Genomic DNA, 20067 nt, shown 5'->3' with positions numbered 1-20067 from the left:
GGAGGACATGTGCGCCTTCGCGGCAGGGAAGGGAACACCAGGGCAGGGGTCCTCCTGCCGCATGACAGGAGGACCCCCGGTGTTTCCCCTACTGGGCCGGGATGACCCCGGCGTAGTCCGTCTGGTATCCGGTCACTGGCTGGTGCGGGATGTCCTCCCACCGTTCCGGATCCTCTTGCTGTACCTCTCCCGTGGCCATCCCGAGCAGGAGCTCCTTCAGTGCCAACTCGTTCTGTCGGACTGACTTTCCGCGGGCCTTCTGGCCCAGGCTGCCATCGGAGGTGTTTCCACTCGTCTCAAAGAACACGACCGGGTTGCTGTGGCCTTCCGGGTTCAGCCCTTGATAGTTCAGGCCCAGCATCATGGCTGAGACGACGCCGCCCTTGATGTCGATCTCCAGTCCGTCGCCTACCTGATACCGATCTATGTTGATGGATCCGTACTTCGATAGTTCGTCGTAGACATGCACGAGCATCTGACGGGTCAACACGTCATAGGCGCCGTCTTCAAGACCGGGCAAGGTGGGCCCACCAGGTGCCAAGGAAATGCCGAGAGACAACGTCACATCGTCACCTGTTCCCCATTCCTTCTTCAGGCCCTGGTGGTGGATGTCCACCCCGAAGTCCGGATCCACCATGGTCCAGTACTCGTAAAAGGCCAAGGATTCCTTGGCTGCGAAGCCGTTCTCTGTCCAGTCCCGGTTGAGATCGATGCGCTGTTCACCTCCGTTCCCACCGAGCTGAGGGGTTCCGGTCACGTCGTCCCACAGGATCGTGTGGCGGATGTTCTCCTCGGCACCGTCTGGGTTGTACATCGGGATGATGTGGAAGGTGTACTTCTCACGCAGCAGGTCGTAATCCGATGATCCGTTCGTCCCCAGGTCCTTGAGCAGGGTCAGTAGAGAATCCGTGCCATAGGGTTCGTTGCCGTGGATTCGTCCTTGAAGCCAGACGTCCTCCGGCCCTGTCCCAACGGTGGCTACGTAGAGGTCACGGCCCTGTTCTGAAGTACTCACCGATGTGCCGGCCTCGGCGAGGGTGAAGACGTCGACGTTGAAGCGAGAGGTCTTCTCCAGCTTCTTCAGTTCCTTCTCCACGTCGGCATAGGTCAGGATACTGGAGATGTTGGTCTGGCCGTTGGGGGACGGGAAGTTCGCGTCCGCCATGGCGGGTGCGACCCCAGCCGGAACGGCGAGCATCAGTGAAGCGGCGGTCACGACGGCTGCGAGGCGCCGACGCCGGTTGGTCGATGTGGTGGACTTCATGATTCTCCTGGAGGTTCTCCCGTGTTGCCACGGCGGCATAGGTGCTGGTGGAAACCCCAATCGTCGGTGACCGAGGCCTCCCCGAAGTCTAAATGTGATGTACGACACTTCAAGGCAACGGCTTAAACGATGGACAAACTGCTCGGCAAACTACAGAAACGGTCGAGGTGGTCCATCTCGGCAAATGCACACCTGATGACCCATCCTTCATCGGGATGCTATTTGTGGGGCCGAGCATCGCTAATTCTGCAGGGCTTCAGATGAGGTTGTCTGGTCTGTGGTCAGTCACCGAGTCGGCGTGCGTGTTTGGCTCTTCTGAGTTTGTGCGTGGTGGGGGCCAGATGGCGCGGAGGATGCGGACGGCGTCGTCCAGGCTGGTGCCGGCTTGGGTGCTGGTGTCGGCGAGCTGCCGGGCGGCGGCCAGGACTGGTCGCGGTGTTGTGGTGGCGCTGCGGCTGACTCGGGTGCCTTCGCTGGTGCGGGTGGTGAGGAATCCTTCGCTCTCGAGTGCTTTGTAGGCCTTGGCCACGGTGCCGGCGGCAACGTCGAGGTCTTTGGCGAGCTGGCGGACGGAGGGGAGTCGTTGATCGGCTGCCAGCTGCCCCGAGACAATCAGCCCGCGGATCTGGTCTCGGATTTGCTCCGTGGGTGGGGTGGCCCCTGACAGGGTGATCATCACGACGTGACCGTGGACTTTGCTGGTTGCCGCATCGGGATCGCGGATAGGAGCACGGTGGCCCAATAAGCGACTCCGAGGGCCAGCAGCGCGAAACTTGCGCCGTGGAGCACCGGTTCCAGTGCAGCGAAGGTGGTCCACGAGTTCACCGTTCCGCCTGCTGCGGTGAACTGGCCCCGCATCGACGCGGTCCCGGCGAGGGGCTGGAGGATGAAGGCGAAATGCACCAGGAGCGCACCGGTTGCCACGGCGAGAATATTGCGAGTGCGGGCAGTCCTGATAAGCGCGTCTCGAGCATAGTCGTGGTCCAGGGCTGGCCGGGAGATGAGGAAAAGGTCGAGGTAGGTAGCCGCGAGCATGAGAACCAGCAGGAACAGGCAGGGCACGGAGTAAAACCACCCGTAGATGCTGGCGCCCATGCTGTATTCCCCACCGATGTCGACGTTGTACATCATGTAGCGGCCCGTGGTCGGATCGGGACTCGAAGGAGATCCGGCGAGGACCGTCACCAGGAGGATGAGTGCGACCAGCACGGTGGGGGTGGCGAACCAACGCCGACGCCCGAAGCTGATCGGCGTCCTGGGTGAGAGTGCTGCCGCGCCTTGACCGGCCCGAGGATGTGCCGGGAACGCCAAGACGACCAGAGCGAGTATCCCGACGAGCAGGGGGAAGGCGAACCAGTAGTGGGCATGCCAGCCCGTGAGCACCATCGGGACATCGAAGGACAAGACCAAAGGCACCCCGGCCAACCGTTCGAAGGCCACAGCGAGGAGCAGAACCAGGCCAACCACCCCCGGGATCGACCGAACCGAACCGTCTGGCAGACCCGCCCTGCGGCCACGCAACAGCCACCAGACCAGAGCGAGAACAAGACCTGTAAGCACAGGGCCCCAGACTAGGAACATCAACCACGCCATGCCCACACCCTTCGTTGTTGTGTCATTTCGACACTACACGTTTGTTTCATCCGAGTGGTACGGTCGATATGAAGCAGGTCACCACTGGCCATTCGGTTCCCGATGCTGTGAACCGGTCGAGTTGGCATGAAGGTGAAGTGGCTCTGTAGCCCCTGGGGCGATTGAAGATCCCAACGACCATGGTCAGGAGCTCCGATGCAGCGCAAGGGTCTCGTACTAGCCGGAGCGTTTTCGCTTCTTCTGTTTTCAGGATGCAGCCAAGGCAGCGGCGGTGTCGGTCTCCTGGACGAACCGGCGACCGCAGACCAGACCTTGCCTGCGGACCTTTACGGGGGCGATGTGGAGCCGGACAGTGCCCGGTGGGTCGCCAAGCATGAGGGCATATCTTACTTTCTCGCGAAGCCAGCTGAACCTGGCCTGGCCCATGGCGTGTGCCTTGTGGCCATGGAGGCCGAATCGATTGCCTGCGGTGGCCCCTCGAGTAACGCAACCCAGCTGGTGTCGCTCGACACCGCCGGAACTGAAGCCAGGGTGGTCCGCGACGGGACCGACACCACCGAACTCACCGACGAGGGGTGGACGCAGATCCACGAGAACTTGCTCGTGCGGTGACTCGGGCGAAGGACTTCAATGGGGTGCACACCATGGTAGAGATCGCCGAATATCTAGGCCATGGCCTCAGCAACGGTAGTGCCGAACTAGGCAGAGTGTACGTTTGCCGATTCTCCGGGGTGGGCGCAGGTTCGGTGCTTCGTTGACCAGATGACGGTTTGGCTGCGAGCCCTCGAACTGCAGGCCCTTGCGAATCAATGTTCTTGTTGCGGCCGGTCCCGGCAAGACGCGTGCGCCAGTAGTGTGAAGGAACCTGACGGCGAGCGAAGGGGTTCCGAATCTTGGTGAAGTTGCAGTCGTTTCCGGCCGTTGGCGCAGTGGTGGTTTTGACGGCTGGAATCGTCCTGACGGGATGTGGCAGCGAGGCGGAACAAAGTACGACTGAGACTCCGCCTCCGGCCACCACTCCGAGTGAGACGACGTCGCCCAACCCCGAATCGACGCAACCCTCCGCGATGGCCGATTCCGTGGGCAGTCTGGACGAGCTGTTCGAGGCAGTCGACGAGCGTTTCGACTGCCCGGGACCCTCGGACGGCTTCTTCGGGGAGGACCACTTTTTCATGATCGAGGACGGTCAACAACTCGTGGGGCGGAAGTGCGGAGAGACCATCGTCCTGGCGTGGTCCGAGGACGAATCACTGATCCAGGGCGCCCGCGAGCTGCTGAATTCAGCCATCGCACCCGTACCCGTGGTGGGCACGGCGGGGTGGTTCGTCGCCGACGTTGCCGAGGCCGGTGAGGGCGGTACAGGTGCGCCGGAACACCAGGCGACGGCTAAGGACTTGGACAGGCTCGCTACCGAGCTGGGCGCCGATATAACCGAAGGCTGAGCAGTCCGGCCTCCCGCGGCCAAGTCGCGCATATCCAGCAGCTGGCTGCGATGAGCGACATCAAGATTTCGGTGGCCAACTCCAGATGGGGATCGCGCACCGGGCGCCCAATTGGGTCGACGGTCGATCAAGTAGCTAAGGCGCAGGACGGGCGGTCGGCCTTCCCGCAGAACCATCAGTTGATCGGGTGGTCAGCCCAGAAGGCCATGCGCTCTGGCCGATGCTGGGAAGTCAGGTCCACACCGTCCGTCCGACATCACCGTGGAGTGTGATGAACAGGTCCCGCACGGTGTACAGCCAATCCAGGTACTGCAGTTCGACGGCGACGTGGTTCTCCAGATCAATGATGGCCTGGCCGCTTCCGATGGAGCCGGCGAACTCTAGCCGGACGCTGTCCCCGTCGGACCAGGCATCCACGACCTCGTAATTGTGGTTGTAATCCCAGATCGGAAGGTCGAGGGGGCTGAACATGGCTAGCACCGGAAAGGCCAAAGGAAACTCGTCTCGAGTTATTCGCAACGGCGGGTCGTTCGCCGGCTCGAAGACCAGCTCATGAGTGTGAGGGTTGTAGCTGACGGACTCGTCGTCGGTGGTGCTGCGGTACTCGCCGGTGGGGGATCTGGCGATCACCTGGTGAATGCGGGTGGATTTTCCGTCTGTGGCCTGGACGGTGGCCTCGATCTGTTCAGGAGCGGAGAGCCTGCTCTTGGACGTGATCAGAGCCGAGAGGCTCGTGGCGGCATCATTCATGGTTACTCCATTCTGGGGGCGTTCCATCATGCCCCCCAGATGCCCATGCTTGCGGGGGATCCCATCAAGGGAATCCATAGGAGGGTTCGCACTGATGCATAGTGTCAGGGCGCCGGCGCCCTTCAGAAGGTTCGAATCGGGGTAGCCGGGGCCCTGACGTCGTTCAGTGTTTAGTTTCCACGAGGCCGGCTCTGGTTTCGACTCGTTGCCGTTCGATAGCGCGGTAGACCGTCGATCGACCAACACCGAAGAGCTCGGCGACCTCGGAAGTGCTGTACTCACCGCTGTGCACCAGTGACACGAGGTGAGCTTCCTGACGACGGTTGAGCTTGGGCTGCTTGCCACGCAGACGGCCCTTGGCTTTGGCCACCTTCATCCCCTCCCGGGTACGGAGCCGGATCAGGTCGGATTCGAACTCCGCAACCATGGCCAAGACGTTGAATAGTAGTCGGCCAACCGCGTCGGTGGGGTCATAGACAGACCCGCCCAAACTCAAGCTGATCTGACGGGCTGTGAGTTCGTCAGCGATTGCTCGGGCATCGGGAAGTGACCTGGCCAGGCGATCGAGCTTGGTGACCACCAAGGTGTCCCCGGCCCGACAGGCGGCGAGTGCCTCTCGCAAACCAGGTCGCTCACGATTGGTCCCGGTCAGGCCATGATCAACATAGATCCGATCAGCCTCGACGCCCATGCCGAGCAGGGCGTCGCGTTGGGCGGTCAGGTCTTGCTGATCGGTGGAGCATCGGGCGTACCCGACAAGCAGCGCGCTCATGGCGCACCTCCAGAAGCTAGGCCCGTCCCGACTGCGGGATGCGGCCGACTCGAGCATCGGGGAACGCCCGACTCCAACAGTAAGACGCTCCCCACGACCGACTGCAAGAAACAAGTCGGCCCCTCGGCCGCTTTTCCTGCGACGCGACCCTCCCTATAGAACTCGCCCGAGCCTGTCGAACGGGTGCCACAAACCCTTCCCTCTCCGGACACTCTGATGGTTGTTGTGACTGCTGAACTATTTCTTAGCAGCACCGCTCACTGCGACCGCCGCATCCTCCGAAAGGGCGGAAGGTTCTTCAACCATCTGACGAGGTCCCATGGGGCCCGGGATTCTCTGAAGACGGACCCGGGTAGGGTCGCACCATGTGGGAACTCAATGTGCTGGTGTTGTATGTAGTCTTCACCGCTATCTTCTTCTACCTTCTCTACGGAGTCATTCGCGCGGGCGTCCGTGATGGGATTCGAGCTGCAGACAAGCGTCGGGCTTCAGAAGCTGCGCGAGATTCCACGTCACGCACAGCTCGCTAGGAGTTGCGGGCCCTGACGGCCAGGAGTGTGCAACCGATGACGGCGACGCTGCCGAGGACCGTGGGCCAGGCGATGTCCTCGTGGAGGAACAGACCGGCCCAGCAGATGCTCATCACCGGCTGGGTGAGCTGCACCTGGCTTACCTTTGCCATCGGGCCGATTGCGAGGCCGTGATACCAAGCGAAGAAGCCCAGGAACATGCTGACCACGGCGAGGTAGGCGAAAGCGCCCCACTCGATCAGGGCCCCTGTCGGCGGTTGCTGCGCCACGGTGATGCCGGTGAGCACGATCGTCAGCGGAGAGGCCAACACGAGCGCCCAGGAGATGGTCTGCCACGACCCCAGCTCGCGGGAGAGCAGGCCGCCCTCGGCGTAGCCGATGGCGCAGACGACGACGGCGGCGAACAGCAGCAGGTCCGACCGGTGCAGCCCGGCGAGGCCGCCGCCCTGGATCGCGGCAAACACCACGGCAGCGATCGCGCCGATCACCGCGGCGACCCAGAACGCACGCCCGGGCCGCTCGTGGCCACGGATCACGGCCATGATAGCGGTCCCGGCAGGCAACAGGCCGATCACGACAGCCCCGTGGCTCGCGGGAGCGGTGGTGAGCGCGAAGGAGGTGAGCAGCGGGAAGCCGATGACCGCGCCACCGGCAACGACAGCGACCTGCACCCATTGCTTGCCTCGCGGCAGGTTCTGCCGGGTCAGCCACAGCGCAGCAGCCGCGAGCAGCGCCGCGATGACTGCGCGGCCCGAACCGACGAACAGCGGCGACATTTGCCCGTTCTCGACCGTGACACTGGTGAACGGCACGGTGAACGAGAACGCGGTGACACCGAGCAGTCCCCACCACAGACCGGCCTGAGACTTTGGTAGCGGTTTCGCAGGGATCAGAGTAGCGCTATTATGTGGCTTCATGTCCAATAGTAGCAGTGACCGAATTGTTGGCGCGCTGCGTGAATGGGTGGCGTCGGCTCCCGCCGGTGCGCGGCTTCCGTCCACGCGCACCCTCGTCGCGCAGTTCGAGGCAAGTCCGGTGACTGTGCAGAAGGCGCTGCGAACGTTGATCGGGCAGGGAGTCATCGAATCGCGGCCAGGGGTCGGCACGTTCGTGCGGACGATTCGCGCGGTCCGGCCGAAAGATCACGGGTGGCAGACCGCCGCGCTCGGTTCGCCGCAGCATCGGATACCGCCTGTGTCGGCCGCGCTGCGTACGACGCCGAATGACGTGATCGCGCTGCACTCGGGGTACCCGGACAAGGAGCTGTTGCCCGAACGCCTCGTGAGGGCGGCGTTCACACGCACTGCACGCAGCGAGGCGACTGTCAGCCGCCCGCCGACCACGGGACTGCCGGAGCTGCAGTCGTGGTTCGCGGCCGAACTCGGTGCCGTCACCGCCGCAGGGCTCACGCCCCCGGCCGCAAGTGACGTGGTGGTCCTCCCCGGTAGTCAGAGCGGCCTGAGCACCCTCTTTCGCACGCTGGTAGGCGCGGGGCGGCCGCTGCTGATCGAGTCACCGACCTACTGGGGTGCGATCCTCGCGGCAGCGCAGGTCGGCGTGCAGCTCATCCCGATCCCGAGCGGGCCGCACGGCCCCAACCCTGACGACCTTGACCGCGCGTTCGCGCAGACCGGCGCACGCGCGTTCTACGCGCAACCGAACTTCGCCAATCCCACCGGCGGGCAGTGGTCGGCCGATCTCGCTGACCAGGTACTCAGCGTCGTGAGGGAGCGGGGCGCATTCCTGATCGAAGACGATTGGGCGCACGACTTCGGCATCACGACCGAGTCGGCACCCCTCGCCGCCCGTGACGACAGCGGCCACGTCGTTTACCTCCGCTCAATCACCAAGAGTGTTTCCCCATCCGTTCGGGTGGCCGGACTGATCGCACGCGGCCCCGTTCGTGACCGCATCCTCGCCGATACCCAGGCGCACACGATGTACGTCAGCGGGGCGCTGCAAACGGTTGCGCTCGATGTAGTCACCCAACCGGCTTGGCACACGCATCTCCGCGCGCTCCGCGGGGAACTCGCTGCCCGCCGGGATCTCCTCATCGAGGCGATGCGCGAACACGCTCCGGGCGCACACCTCGAAGCGGTGCCCCGCGGCGGACTGAACCTTTGGCTCCGCCTGGCAGACGAAACGGATCTGACTCATCTCTCCCGCGACTGCGAAGCACAAGGCGTCACCATCGCCGCCGGCGACGACTGGTTCCCAGCAGAACCACCCGGCCGCTATCTGCGCCTAAACTACTCCGGCCCCAACCCCGGAGCATTCCCCGACGCGGCACGCATCATCGGACGAGCAATAGCCACCCCGTAGGCTAAACGGCGCGATACCTAACCACCGGAGACCTCCGTCTGGAATCCAGTGCAGACGATGTGGGCACCCACCGCGGGGTCCGTCCGCTTGCGGATCCACCTGTGGGACACTCGGCGTTGCTCCATTGGAGTGGCTGTCGCGACAGCATTCGTTGTCCTCAGTGGCATTCCGGTGGCAGTTCACTGCTCGATCACGCTTGCAGGGAGCTAGCTGAAAAGAATACGGCGAGGAACGCTACGGGCAGGGCGGCCACCCACCAAGCGAAGTACCGGCGGAAGGGGCGGCCCCGGGCCACCAACTGGAGGAACTCGGTGCGATCTTCACCGCGTCGGAATAACGTCCGGCGAGCCGCTACCGCTTCGAGCCAACGACTCAGCAGGTGCGGGCGCCCCCAGGTCGCCAGCTCGATGACGCCAACCGCGCAGGGAACCCACGCGAATGCCGCTGTCCAAAAACTGACTGCACCGTCCGCGGCCAGGGCCAGGGACACGAAGAAGCCGGGCAGAACGACGCAGAACCCGAGCAGCTCAACGACCCCTACTCGGTCTTCCTCGCCCAGCCCGCGTTCGGCACGGGTGACTTGGCGGGCCATGAAGACCACGGCCGCTATGGCTACCAGCGCGTACAACACCGTCATGACTTCAAAGTCCCGTCCTGCGGAATCTCAGTTGTCCAGTACCGATCACGCGTGGAGGGTCTGGCCGGGGCGACGCCACTGGTCGAACGATCCTGTCCGATTATGCGCGCGTCCCAACAGCGGATTTCCTCTGAGGTTAGAACTCGTTCCAGCCGAGGACCTGTGCGGCGAGTTCGCGGACCGGCGGGAGCATGCCGCGGCATTCCATGGCCCAGGCGTCGGTGAGGTTCGGCAGGGACATCATCGGGGTGTAGTTCTTGCTGTCCACGATGAGGCAGCCCAGGAACAGCCGCTCCAGCTGTGGCAGCCCGGTCAGGAAGTCGAGGGAGTCGATGTGGGCGATGCGGATCGAGTTCATGTCCCCGCCCAATGACAGGTCCCGCAAGGCGGGCAGGGTGCCCAACGCGGTCATGTCGCGTGCGTCGTGCAACCCGTGCAGCTGCAGGATGTGAAGGGAGGGGTGGCTCGCCAGGGGGTCCACGCTCGTAACCGATGGTATGGACTGGAACTTGAGGGTGTGCAGACGGGGCATGGCTGCGATGGGCGACAGGTCGTTGTAGTCGCCCCACTTAACCTCGAGCTGCTCGAGCTGGGTCTGATGGGCCAAGGTTTCGAAGAGGCGACGGGGCGTCCGGGTGAGGAACTCCAGGCTCGTGAACGGTTGCGGTCCACTGGCGAAGAACTCCATCCACTCGGCCACGAGCTTGCGGGCCTGTGTGGCCGTCAGGTCGTCATTCTGGGTCGCAGCGACACGGATGGCCTCTTCATCCTGATAGTCCGTGGGTCGCTCAAGATCGCCCGGCCCAGCCCAGTAGTTCATGGCCCCATCATGGCCCATCGCGGCCGGCAGTATGCAGATCAGGCCTGGGCGCCACTGGAGGAGTAATCGGCGGAGTCGCCGTCGAACCAGGCTCGACCGTGGCGGTAACGGACGGCCTCGCCGGCCAGCCCAGCCGGGCGCAGGTCGATGCGATCGAGCACGCCCTTGGTGGGCCACCGTGGAACGTCCCAATCCGTGTCCTCGGCCTCCTGGTCGGCGCTAGTTTCTTCCTCGAGGAGGAAGCCGCCGGCAGGATCGAGTTCGACGTGGTCATGCTTGAAGCGTGAGGGAAACCCTAGGTGGCCGTGCCCCGTAAAGCCCACCAAAAACGTCCGGTTCTCCTCGGGTAGGGCTCGGGTCCCTGGAGTCTGGATCCCATAACCACGGCTCTGCGGCTCGGGCTGGGAAGTGCTCCGGGGAGAGAGCATTGATCTGGTCGATCCCGTGGACGGGGCAGTATTCGGCTACCGGCACGCCGTAGTCCTCCATGGACTCCTTGTCCGCGTCGGGGTCGGTACGGCGCCAGTCCTCGACGCAGCTGCACCCGGGGGTGGATCGTGCTTCCTCGAATGCGAGCATCCCCACCTGCCCTTCCCGTGGTGAGGGCAACCCCCAAACCGGTCCCGGGCCAGCGGGGACCTGCCAGATCACCTTCCCCACGACGGCGTGGGCGATCACCCGCCACGCACAGCGAACCCATTGACCAATGGACAGGATGGCGGCTGCCGCGGCGCCGGTAGCCAACACATCCGAGACCGACGCATCCCCCACCACGTTCGTCAGGGCTGCGCCTATTCTCCTGGATGCAACACCGGGAGAGGGGTTGAGATTTCAGTGCAGACCCTAGCCAAACGGCATTGACGCTAGATCCGCCCCGCTCCCGGTGTCCATGTCCGAAACGCGCCGTCATGGCGGTCCGTCACACGGTGTACCCGCCCGCCGGTGCGCCGGCATCCACCAGGCCGGCGCCACGGCCGGTGTCCATCAGCGTCTGGTGTAGGTAGACCCCGCTCGACCGCTCACAGTGCAGCAGGTAACTGGGCTCGTCGTCCTGGTCCACGCGAACCAGATCCGTGACCAGTCCGGCCACTGTGGTCCGCAGGGCGGCGCCGTCCGGGACCAGGTCGCCGGAGAGGTCCAGGGCGCACAGGCTCACCAACAGGCTCGCCGCCCCCCGTCCGGTCAGTCGGAGCATCGCCCGCCCGTGGGTGAGGTCCACCACCGAGGCATGCTCGTCGGCCTCGGCGGTGAGTCGATCCAGGTCCCCGATCATGCCGGGCTGGCTGCCGGGCGCGCCCAGGACTAGCCACTCACCCGGTCCTGATCCGATCACGAGGGTGCCGTCACCCCGGTGCACCCGGCTGAACCGGGCCTGCAGGGCCTGCGCGACGGGGCCCGCCGGCCCCGCGCGCACGCCAATCTTCGCGAGGGGCGAGTAGTCGGTCAGCGTCAGCGCGGCCGCCCGCCGTTCGGCCGGGACGTGCCAGCCATCCACCTCAACCGCGGGGCAGGTGATCGGCACCGGTCCGCGGGCGGACGGCGTGGAGTACTGGCCGGGGCCCTCTGGCACGGAATCGTTGTCCAGGAGGGTTCCCTCGGGATCGAGGTGGGCCAATCGGCTCATGACGGTGGCCTCGACGGTGCGGCCATCCGGCAGGCGGACTGCCACGATCGTCCCGGGCCGGGCCAGCGCCGGCTCGAGCTGGCCGAGGCAGATCGACCGGCCCAGGGTGGGGGAGTGCCGACTGGAGGTGATGCGGCCGGCAATCCGGCCACCGGGACGCAGGACCTGACTGGCCTCCGCCGGCACGATTTCCGGATCAACGGGCTGGAGGGCCACCAGCCGGGTCCCGGTTCGGCCCGCTCGTTGCCAGGCCAATTCGGCCTTGCCGGCAAAGTCGGGCTTGTCATCCTTGATCGCCCAGTCCAGTCCCGCGCTGTAGGCCTGGGTCAGCCCGTCGGTGTCCTGTCCCACGATCAGGTGACCCTTCTCCAGGCGCAGCACGCGCTGGGCCTCGACCCCGAACGGGGCGACGCTCAGGTCCTGGCCGGCCTCGAGTAGGGCCTCCCACACGTGCAGGCCGTAGGAGGCCGGAACGTGCAGTTCGTAGGAGAGCTCGCCGGTGAAGCCAATCCGCCAGAGGATGCAGTCCTCCACGCCGGCCACCCGTCCGGTCCGGACATGCATGTACCCGAATGCCTCGGCCGAGAGATCGACACCCTCGGCCAGGCGGGACACCAGCCGGCGGGCCTGCGGGCCGGCCACGTTGATGGACGTGTACGCGGTGGTCATCGGGGTGACGTGCACCTGCCATTCGGGGTGTTCCGTCTGCAGCCAGGTCTCGAGCCACTCCCAGACCGCCGCCGCGCCCGAGGAAGTGGTGCTCATCAGGTAGTGGTCCTCGCCCAGACGGGCGGTGACACCGTCGTCGAAGACGACCCCGTCCTCGCGGCACATTGCGCCGTACCGGACCCGGCCGACGTCAAGCTTGGACCACTTGTTGGTGTACACCAACTCGAGCAACCTGGTCACGTCCGGGCCGCGCAGGTCCAACTTGCCGATCGGCGAGACGTCGATGATCCCCACGCCCTCCCGCACCCCGCGGACCTCGGCCTCGGGGTCACCGTAGTGCTCGGGCCGGATCCACTGGCCGGCGACGAGCGGCACCGCCCCGTGGGCCTCATGCCAGGGCTGGATCGACGAATAGCGCACCGGATCATGGGCCGGGCCGGCGAGTGCGCCCAGGGTCACCGGCGCATACATCGGCCGCCACGTGGTGGTGCCGGTCTCGGCGATCGTCCTGCCCGTGGCATCGGCGATCACGGCGATCGCGTTCATCAACTCGTGCTTGCCCTGGGTAGGACCCATCGTGACCGTGGTGAAGCGCTTAGCCAGCTCCACGGAGTCATAGCCCTCGGCCACCGCCGAGTACAGGTCCTTCGAGGAGACATCCTCGGAGAAGTCGACCATCCCGTGCGTCGAGGAGCGGAACAGCTCGGGATGATCTTGGATCCCCAGCTCGGGCACGGCCGCCAGGGTCCCGGCCTCCTCATCAGAACCCGAGCCGTCCGGGACGCCCGCCGTGGTCGGCACGGCCCGCGAATGCGCGCGGCGGGTGCCCAGCGCGTGGGCGGCGGCACGGGCCCCGGTGGCTTCCCCGTGGTCCATCAGCTGGTTCGCCGTCCCGTCCCCGGTGAGGCCGCCGGTAGCGTAGACACCGTCGCTAGCCTGCCCTCCCGGCAGGAAGCGCGCGGCGCGTGGTTCGTAGACCGGCACGTCACCGGCCATGTTCAACAATGACGTCGGCGCGGTCCAGCCGGTCGCGGTGACCAGCAGGTCGGCCTCGAGGCGCGTCCCGTCTGCCAGCTCCACGGATTCCACCGAGGCGCGGCCGCGCACCCGGACCACGTCCTCACCGGCCCGCGCATCGACCACCCGCGCGACCTCCACGCCGGCCCGCTGAAGGTCCGCGGCGGCCGCATCGCCCTCGGGATTGGCGGAGAAGACCACGGCGCGCTCGCCCGGGGCCACTCCGTAGAGGTTCACCAGGCTGCGGGCGGCGGAGGAGAGCAGGACGCCGGGTGTGTCGTTGCCGTCGAAGACATAGGGGCGCTCCAGCAAGCCCGTGGCCACCACCAGGCTGTGGGCGCGGGTCTTGTGCAGGCGCTCGGCGACGCCGGGCTCGGGGTGTCGTTCCACCACCGCGCACCAGTTGTCGTCGTACCGGGCGGCCACGGTGGCATTGGTCAACACCTGGATGCGCTCGCTGGCCCGTACCCGGTCCACGAGTATGGCCGCCGCCGTCGGGTCGGCCCAGCGCAGGTGACCACCGAGCTGGTGCCCCTCCTCGACGAGCATGACCCGGGCTCCGCGCTCCGCTGCGGCCAACGCGGCGGTGACGCCGGAGGGCCCGCCGCCGGCCACCAGCACGTCCGCGTGGGCGTACCGCTTGTCATAGACCTCGGGACCGGGGGCACTGTTGATCTTCCCGCCGTGGGCGAATTGGCGCAGCACGGTCTCGTAGACCGGCCATAAGCGCTGGGGCTTCATGAACGTCTTGTAGTAAAAGCCCGGTCCGAGGACGCGGCCGGCCAACTGGTTGATCCCGCGCACGTCCACCTCGAGCGAGGGCCACGTGTTCTGGGAGCGGACCGTCATGCCATCCTCGATCAAGCGGTGCGCCCCGCGGACGTTCGGATCCCCATCCACCTGGACCATGCACCCGGGATCGTGCAGGGTGGCCGAGAGCAGTCCGCGGGGCCGGTGGTACTTCATGCTCCGCGAGTACACGCGGATGCCGGCGGCGGACAGTGCGGAGACGATCGTGTCTCCACGGAAGCCCACGTGAGGCCTGCCGTTCCAGGTGAAACTGACCGGTGCGGAGCGGTCGATTACCTCGCCGGGCTGGAGAGCGATGCGGCGATCCAAGGTGGTGCGGGTCCTGGACAGGTTCATCGGTGTTCTCCCTCAGTGGTGCCGACGTCGGCGGCGTCACCGACGTCGATGATGGTGTTCGTGCGGGTATCTCGGTGTACCAGGAGGAACGTCCGGCACCCGGCGGAGTGGTACCAGCGCTCCTGGACCACACCGTCGGGGTTGTCCCGGACGTAGAGGTAGTTCCGCCACTCCTCCACGGTGGTGTCCACCGGGTCCGGGCGGCGGTGCAGGGGACCGAAGTGGTGGAACTCGCTGACATTGCGGGGGCCGCACCACGGGCAGCTCAGCTGCATCATGTGAACCATCCTCCTGGAGTGGGTTTATGGGGTGTCGTGACGATTGAGGCGGGTCGGACATCGGCCGGCCGGGGTGAAGATATGGATGGCACTGGCACGGGATCAGTGGCCGACCGCCGCCGCGCCCTTCTCACCCACGAGCCGCCCCGAGGCAAACCGATCCAGGCCGAAGTCGGCGATGATCTCCGGCATCTTCCCGGTCGCCACGCACTCGGCCATCGCCTCGCCGGCCACCGGGCCGGCCTTGAAACCATAGGTGCCCCAGCCGACGTCGACCAGGAACCCCTCCACGGGTGTGGTGCCCATGATCGGTGAGTAGTCCGGAGTCATGTCACAGAGCCCGGCCCACTGGCGCAGCAGGCGCATCCCGGACAGGGCGGGCATCAACCTCAGGACGTTGCCGGCCAGCCCCTCGGCGAAGGCGAGGGATCCGCGCGTGGAGTAGGAGGTGAACGGGTCCACGCTGGCGCCGAACACCAGCTCGCCGCGGTCGGTCTGACTGACGTAGACGTGTAGCGTGCCCGAGACCACCACGGTGTGCAGGAATGGCTTGACCGGCTCGGTCACGGCGGCCTGCAGCGGTGAGGTAGTCACCGGCATGAATACCCCGGCCATCTCGGAGATGGTCGTGGACCACCCGGCCGTGCAGTTGATGACGGTTCCGGCGGAGATGTCGCCGCGGTGGGTGCGCACCCCGGTGACCCGGCCGTTGTCCACGTCGATCCCGGTCACCTCCGTGTGCTGATGAATTTGAACGCCGAGGTGGTCCGCGGCGCGGGCATAACCCCAGACCACCGCGTCGTGGCGGATGGTGCCCCCGGGTGGGTGGTAGAGGGCGCCCAGGATCGGGTACCGGGTATCGGTGGAGGTGTCGAGGTGGGGCACAAGCTCCTTGACTTGCCTCGGGTCGATCACCTCGGAGTCCACGCCCTGCACCTTGTTGACCTCCGCGCGCCACCGCATGGTTCGGAGGGCGGAGTCGTTGTGGGCCAGCGTGAGGTGTCCCTGCCGGGAGAACATCACGTTGTAGTTCAGCTCGTTGGCGAGGCCCTCGTAGAGCTTCAGGGACCGGTCGTAGAACCGCACGCCCTCCGGGGTCAGGTAGTTCGAGCGCAGGATGGCGGTGTTGCGGCCCGAGCCACCACCACCCATGTAGCCCTTGTCCAGAACGGCCACGTTGGTGATCCCGTGGTTCGCTGCCAGGTAGTAGGCGGTGGCCAGGCCGTGCAGGCCCCCGCCGATGATGACCACGTCATAGTGACGCTTCAGGTCGTGGTCCCGCCACGAACGGGGCCAGCCACGCTGGGTGAAGCCCCGGACAGCGAGGTGCGCTGCCGAGAAACGATGTTGTAGGGGAGGGCGGAAAGAGGAGGGCGAGGGGTCTGGACGAGTCAATTATTCCTCCATCGGCTGCATCGCAGAACGGAATTGGCCGACTGCTTCAGAAGGGGAAACACCCACCGTATATACACTGCAAATGTGAGTGTTCTCACAGAATAGTGTGATCGAATCACGGATACATAGGGGTGTCAATGGACCCGTGGAAGATAGCGGAGCGGATGTCATGGGCAGCTTGATGGCCCGGCCATGAAGGATTGACAGAGGAGGTTGTGACACACCTAACATCTCAACAGACAAAGGATTTGCTGGAGGGTCAAAAAGGAAATCACCCATTTTCCGAGTTCCCCCGCGGAGAAGAAGAGAGACACCCGAATGGTAGAGATCCCGAAAACAGCCGACGATGTCCGCAGGATCGCCGAAGAGAACAATATTGAATTCATCTTCGCGTCTTTCACAGAAGTCAGAGGGAAATCGAGCGCCAAGCTGATCCCGGTCTCCGAGCTGGACTCCCTGTTCGAGAACGGTGCGGGCTTCGCCGGCTTTGCGGCCGGGGAGATCGGCCAGGGGCCGCACAGCCCGGACATCGGGGTGATCCCGGACCCCTCCACTCTGAGGATTGTGCCCTTCCAGCCCGGACTGGCCCACCTGATCGGTGATGCCCGGGTCGAGGGTGAGGTATGGCCGTTCTGCCCGCGGACCATCCTGAGGCGTCAGCTCGAGCGAGCACGGGAGATGGGTTATGTCTTCAAGATCGGCTTCGAGGCAGAGTTCATGCTGGTTGACTTCGACGACGACGGCCAGCTCGTAGTCTCGGATCGACAGGATAATTGGCCGAAGCCCTGCTACGACGTCAAGGGCCTGACAAGGAAATATGACTTCGTCACGGAGATGTCCAAGTCCATCTCCCAGCTCGGCTGGGAGAACTACGCCGTGGACCACGAGGACGCCAACGGTCAGTTCGAGTGCAACGTGACGTTCGCCGACGCCATGGAGACCGCAGACCGGGCGGTTTTCTTCCGGTACATGACCGAGACGGTAGCCCAGCAGCACGGGGCGATCGCCACGTTCATGCCCAAGCCGTTCACGGACAACACCGGCAACGGCTTCCACTACACGATGAGCCTCTGGGACGCCGAGAAGGACGAGAACCTGTTCGAGGACGTCGACGATCCGCGGGGCCTGGGCTTGTCCGAGGTCGGCTATCAGTTTGCGGCCGGCATTTTGGACCACGCCCGCGGGTACATGGCCCTGGTGGCGCCCACCGTCAACTCGTACAAGCGGATGAAGGCCGGCACGGAGTCGGTGCGTACCTGGGTCCCGGCGGCCATCACCTACGGTGGCAACAACCGTACTCAGATGCTTCGGGTCGCCCGGGTGGGCGCCATCGAGGACCGCACGCCGGACTTTTCCGGCAGCCCCTACCTGGGTTTCGCGGCCGCCCTGGCCGCCGGACTGGACGGAATCGAGCGGAAGTTGGATCCGGGTGAGGCGAACCAGAGCAACCTCTATGACATGTCCACCCGGGAGATGCACCAGCGGGGAATTCACACCCTGCCGCACTCCCTGCTCGAGTCGATCCACTACCTGGGACGTGACGACGTGCTCCGCAAGGCGTTCGGCAAGGTCCCTCAGGAGGGTCAGTATGGAGAGCCGTCCGACGAGACCGAGGACTTCGTCGACTACTACACCCGGCTCAAGCTGGATGAATACCACGAGACCACGGACAGGGTGACGGACTATGAGGTTCAGCACTATCTCCAGTTCCCCTGAGTTGATCGCTGCGGCTGCAGAGCCCACCGGGGTCAGCGGGGAGACCGCGCAGTTGTTCCAGTTCCACCGTGGACAAGATGTTTTCTTCATGCTCATGCTTGTCGCGTTTCTGATGATGTTCATCAGGCGCTTTGAGTGGGGCGTGGCCCTGACCACGCTGCTGGTCCTGGCTGTCAGCTGGCCGCTCTATCTCATCGGTTACACCGAAATCCTGGGCAACGAACTGGACATCGACGCGGTGATCTTGGGAGTCTTTGCCTCGATCACCCTGGTGATCGCAATCGGCGTGTTCCTCGGCCACCTCTCCACAATCCACTTCATTTTGGCCTCCGTCCTGTTTGTCCCGGCGTACATGGCCAATGAGTGGTTCCTCTTCGGATTCCTGGACGGGGTGCTTGACTCGGGCGGGTCGATCCTGGTGCATATGTTCGCCGCGTACTGGGGCTGGGGGGTCATCCTGGGTCTGCGGAACCGGCGGGTATCCGAGGTCCCACAGGCCACGAGCGTGCACAGCGTCTCTTTCGTGTGGCTGGCCAGCATGCTGCTGTTCGTGCTCTGGCCGTCCTTCGTCACCGCGCTGCTGCCGCCGGAGGCCATCATCCCGGGGATGATCAACACCTACCTGGCGCTCACGGCTTCGGTGCTCATCACCTACGTGTTGCTGTGGGCGCTGAAGCGGACCATCGACCCGCTCGTGTACACCTATGCGATCCTCGCAGGCGGCGTGGCCATCGGTGCGTCCGTGGACCTGGCCTCGCCCCTACAATCCTGGATAATCGGCCTGTTGGGCGGGGCAGCCTCCACGCTGTGCTTCGTCTACGTCCACGACTGGCTCTGCCGGAAGACCGGCGTCCTGGACACCATGGGCGTGCACAACCTGCACGGCGTCCCTGGCATCCTCGGCGGGTTGGTCCCACTCGTGCTCTTCGGGGCGCCCCTGGACCAGCTATGGGCCGTCCTGGGCACCCTGGTCATCGGGCTCGTCACCGGAGTGGTGGCCGGACTGATCTTGCGTCTGTTCCCGAAGCCAGACAGGATGCTGGACGATGCCGAGTCCTTCCCGCTCGATGACGTGCGCGCGACCGAGGTGCCATGACCGTCCAAGACACACGGCACCACATCGTCCACCTCCAGAAGTGAAAGGGCAAGGCCCATGTGCGGAATCATCGGTCTCCACCTAAGGGACCCGGAACTGCAGGACCAGCTGGGGTCACTCATGACGGTGATGTTGCAGGGGATCATCGTCCGCGGACCTGACTCGGCCGGCGTCGCCCTCTACGGCGACACCCAGCGGGTGCCGGACGGGTACGCCGCCGTTTCCATGCTCCACGCCCCGGAGGGCCTGGCCGAGGCGGTGGCCGGCCAGGCGCCGGACCTGACGGACCTGACGGTCGAGCAGGCGGGCGAGACCACGGTGGTCGCCGCGGCCACGGACCCGGATCAGCTGGCCAAGGCCGTCGAGGCGGCGGCACCCGGGGCGATGGTCATCGGGCAGGGGGATGACAGCGTGGTCTACAAGGGAGTTGGCCACCCGCTGGAGCTGGCCAAGGACTTCCGCTTGGAGGAGGCCACCGGGTGGCAGGGCGTAGCGCACACCCGCATGGCGACCGAGTCCGCCATCAACGCCGAGGGTTCACACCCCTATGCGGTGGGCACCGGGCTGAGCCTGGTGCACAACGGATCCTTCTCCAACCACGCCTCCATCCGACGGGAGCTGCAGTTAGATGGCGCAACCTTCGACTCGCAGAACGACACCGAGGTGGCCGCCCGGTTCGTCTCCGCGCGACTGGACGCCGGGGACGACCTGGAGGACGCGCTGGTGGCACTGGGCAAGCGGTTCGATGGTTTCTACACCTTGCTCGTCGCCACGAATAAGGGCTTCGCCGTGGTCCGGGACGAGATCGCCTGCAAGCCTGCGATCATCGCCGAACACCCCCGCTACGTGGCCATGGCCTCGGAGTTCCAGGCGCTAGCTTACCTGCCCGGCATCGACGAGGCTCGCGTGTTCGAGCCAGAGCCGGGCAGGGTCTACGCGTGGAGACGCGAGGGCGCGTTGACGGGTGCGTCTGAATGCCGGACATAACGGGAGAGT

The 20067-nt window shown here is 65.2% G+C and carries 18 protein-coding genes; 6 read left to right on the top strand and 12 right to left on the bottom strand.

Annotated elements, in window-relative coordinates; genetic code table 11:
* Window positions 1-88: 88 nt before the first annotated feature.
* The 3 genes from ABD134_RS05255 to ABD134_RS05245 form a co-directional block, all read right to left on the bottom strand.
* Window positions 89-1264, bottom strand: a complete 1176-nt coding sequence (locus ABD134_RS05255; protein WP_344227303.1) for a M14 family zinc carboxypeptidase — start codon at window positions 1262-1264, stop codon at window positions 89-91.
* A 256-nt stretch (window positions 1265-1520) separates the two neighbouring features.
* Entirely contained in the window at window positions 1521-1940 is a 420-nt protein-coding gene (locus tag ABD134_RS05250) for a GntR family transcriptional regulator (RefSeq protein ID WP_344227717.1), read from the bottom strand.
* Window positions 1940-2731, bottom strand: a complete 792-nt coding sequence (locus tag ABD134_RS05245) for a hypothetical protein (RefSeq protein ID WP_344227301.1) — start codon at window positions 2729-2731, stop codon at window positions 1940-1942. Before ABD134_RS05245 ends, ABD134_RS05250 begins: the two co-directional genes overlap by 1 nt.
* 321 nt (window positions 2732-3052) lie before the next feature.
* Between ABD134_RS05245 and ABD134_RS05240 the strand changes: the two genes are divergently transcribed.
* Together ABD134_RS05240 and ABD134_RS05235 are read left to right on the top strand one after the other, a co-directional pair.
* Entirely contained in the window at window positions 3053-3469 is a 417-nt protein-coding gene (locus ABD134_RS05240; RefSeq protein ID WP_344227299.1) for a hypothetical protein, read from the top strand.
* 455 nt (window positions 3470-3924) lie between these two features.
* Window positions 3925-4299: a hypothetical protein gene (locus ABD134_RS05235; RefSeq protein WP_344227297.1), complete on the top strand. Its 375-nt coding sequence runs from the start codon at window positions 3925-3927 to the stop codon at window positions 4297-4299.
* A 231-nt stretch (window positions 4300-4530) separates the two neighbouring features.
* On the opposite strand, the gene ABD134_RS05230 is transcribed toward ABD134_RS05235, so the two are convergent.
* From ABD134_RS05230 to ABD134_RS05220, 3 genes are all read right to left on the bottom strand, one after another.
* Window positions 4531-5049 (bottom strand): hypothetical protein, encoded by a 519-nt coding sequence (locus ABD134_RS05230; RefSeq protein ID WP_344227295.1) that lies wholly within the window; start codon window positions 5047-5049, stop codon window positions 4531-4533.
* Window positions 5050-5212: 163 nt separating this feature from the next.
* Window positions 5213-5821, bottom strand: coding sequence for a recombinase family protein (locus ABD134_RS05225; RefSeq protein ID WP_344227293.1), 609 nt, complete (start codon window positions 5819-5821; stop codon window positions 5213-5215).
* 526 nt (window positions 5822-6347) lie between these two features.
* Complete coding sequence (locus ABD134_RS05220; protein WP_344227715.1) at window positions 6348-7268, bottom strand: DMT family transporter; 921 nt, start codon at window positions 7266-7268, stop codon at window positions 6348-6350.
* Between ABD134_RS05220 and ABD134_RS05215 the strand changes: the two genes are divergently transcribed.
* On the top strand, window positions 7267-8673 hold the full coding sequence (locus tag ABD134_RS05215) for an aminotransferase-like domain-containing protein (protein ID WP_344227291.1): 1407 nt from the start codon (window positions 7267-7269) through the stop codon (window positions 8671-8673). The genes ABD134_RS05220 and ABD134_RS05215 overlap by 2 nt on opposite strands.
* 190 nt (window positions 8674-8863) lie before the next feature.
* On the opposite strand, the gene ABD134_RS05210 is transcribed toward ABD134_RS05215, so the two are convergent.
* From ABD134_RS05210 to ABD134_RS05185, 6 genes are all read right to left on the bottom strand, one after another.
* Window positions 8864-9310: a hypothetical protein gene (locus ABD134_RS05210; protein ID WP_344227289.1), complete on the bottom strand. Its 447-nt coding sequence runs from the start codon at window positions 9308-9310 to the stop codon at window positions 8864-8866.
* A gap of 136 nt (window positions 9311-9446) precedes the next feature.
* Complete coding sequence (locus ABD134_RS05205) at window positions 9447-10130, bottom strand: leucine-rich repeat domain-containing protein (protein ID WP_344227287.1); 684 nt, start codon at window positions 10128-10130, stop codon at window positions 9447-9449.
* A gap of 38 nt (window positions 10131-10168) precedes the next feature.
* On the bottom strand, window positions 10169-10558 hold the full coding sequence (locus tag ABD134_RS05200; protein ID WP_344227285.1) for a hypothetical protein: 390 nt from the start codon (window positions 10556-10558) through the stop codon (window positions 10169-10171).
* 491 nt (window positions 10559-11049) lie between these two features.
* Window positions 11050-14586, bottom strand: coding sequence for a 2Fe-2S iron-sulfur cluster-binding protein (locus ABD134_RS05195; protein WP_344227283.1), 3537 nt, complete (start codon window positions 14584-14586; stop codon window positions 11050-11052).
* Complete coding sequence (locus ABD134_RS05190) at window positions 14583-14864, bottom strand: sarcosine oxidase subunit delta (protein ID WP_344227281.1); 282 nt, start codon at window positions 14862-14864, stop codon at window positions 14583-14585. The genes ABD134_RS05195 and ABD134_RS05190 overlap by 4 nt, the downstream gene beginning before the upstream one ends.
* Before the next feature lie 102 nt (window positions 14865-14966).
* Complete coding sequence (locus tag ABD134_RS05185) at window positions 14967-16259, bottom strand: FAD-dependent oxidoreductase (RefSeq protein ID WP_344227280.1); 1293 nt, start codon at window positions 16257-16259, stop codon at window positions 14967-14969.
* A 318-nt stretch (window positions 16260-16577) separates the two neighbouring features.
* Here ABD134_RS05185 and glnT point away from each other — a divergent pair, with 318 nt between their 5' ends.
* The 3 genes from glnT to ABD134_RS05170 are packed head-to-tail and all read left to right on the top strand — an operon-like array spanning window position 16578 to window position 20058.
* A complete protein-coding gene (gene glnT, locus ABD134_RS05180) occupies window positions 16578-17975 on the top strand; it encodes a type III glutamate--ammonia ligase (RefSeq protein WP_344227278.1) in 1398 nt (465 codons plus the stop codon).
* The gene (locus tag ABD134_RS05175) at window positions 17944-19071 is read left to right on the top strand and encodes an ammonium transporter family protein (RefSeq protein WP_344227277.1); all 1128 of its coding nucleotides are present in this window, start codon (window positions 17944-17946) and stop codon (window positions 19069-19071) included. The genes glnT and ABD134_RS05175 overlap by 32 nt, the downstream gene beginning before the upstream one ends.
* 57 nt (window positions 19072-19128) lie before the next feature.
* Complete coding sequence (locus ABD134_RS05170) at window positions 19129-20058, top strand: class II glutamine amidotransferase domain-containing protein (RefSeq protein WP_344227276.1); 930 nt, start codon at window positions 19129-19131, stop codon at window positions 20056-20058.
* Window positions 20059-20067 lie beyond the last annotated feature (9 nt).

Source organism: Citricoccus alkalitolerans, from assembly GCF_039528175.1.
Classification (GTDB): Bacteria; Actinomycetota; Actinomycetes; order Actinomycetales; family Micrococcaceae; genus Citricoccus; species Citricoccus alkalitolerans.
This window is presented reverse-complemented; position numbering and strand designations above follow the sequence as displayed.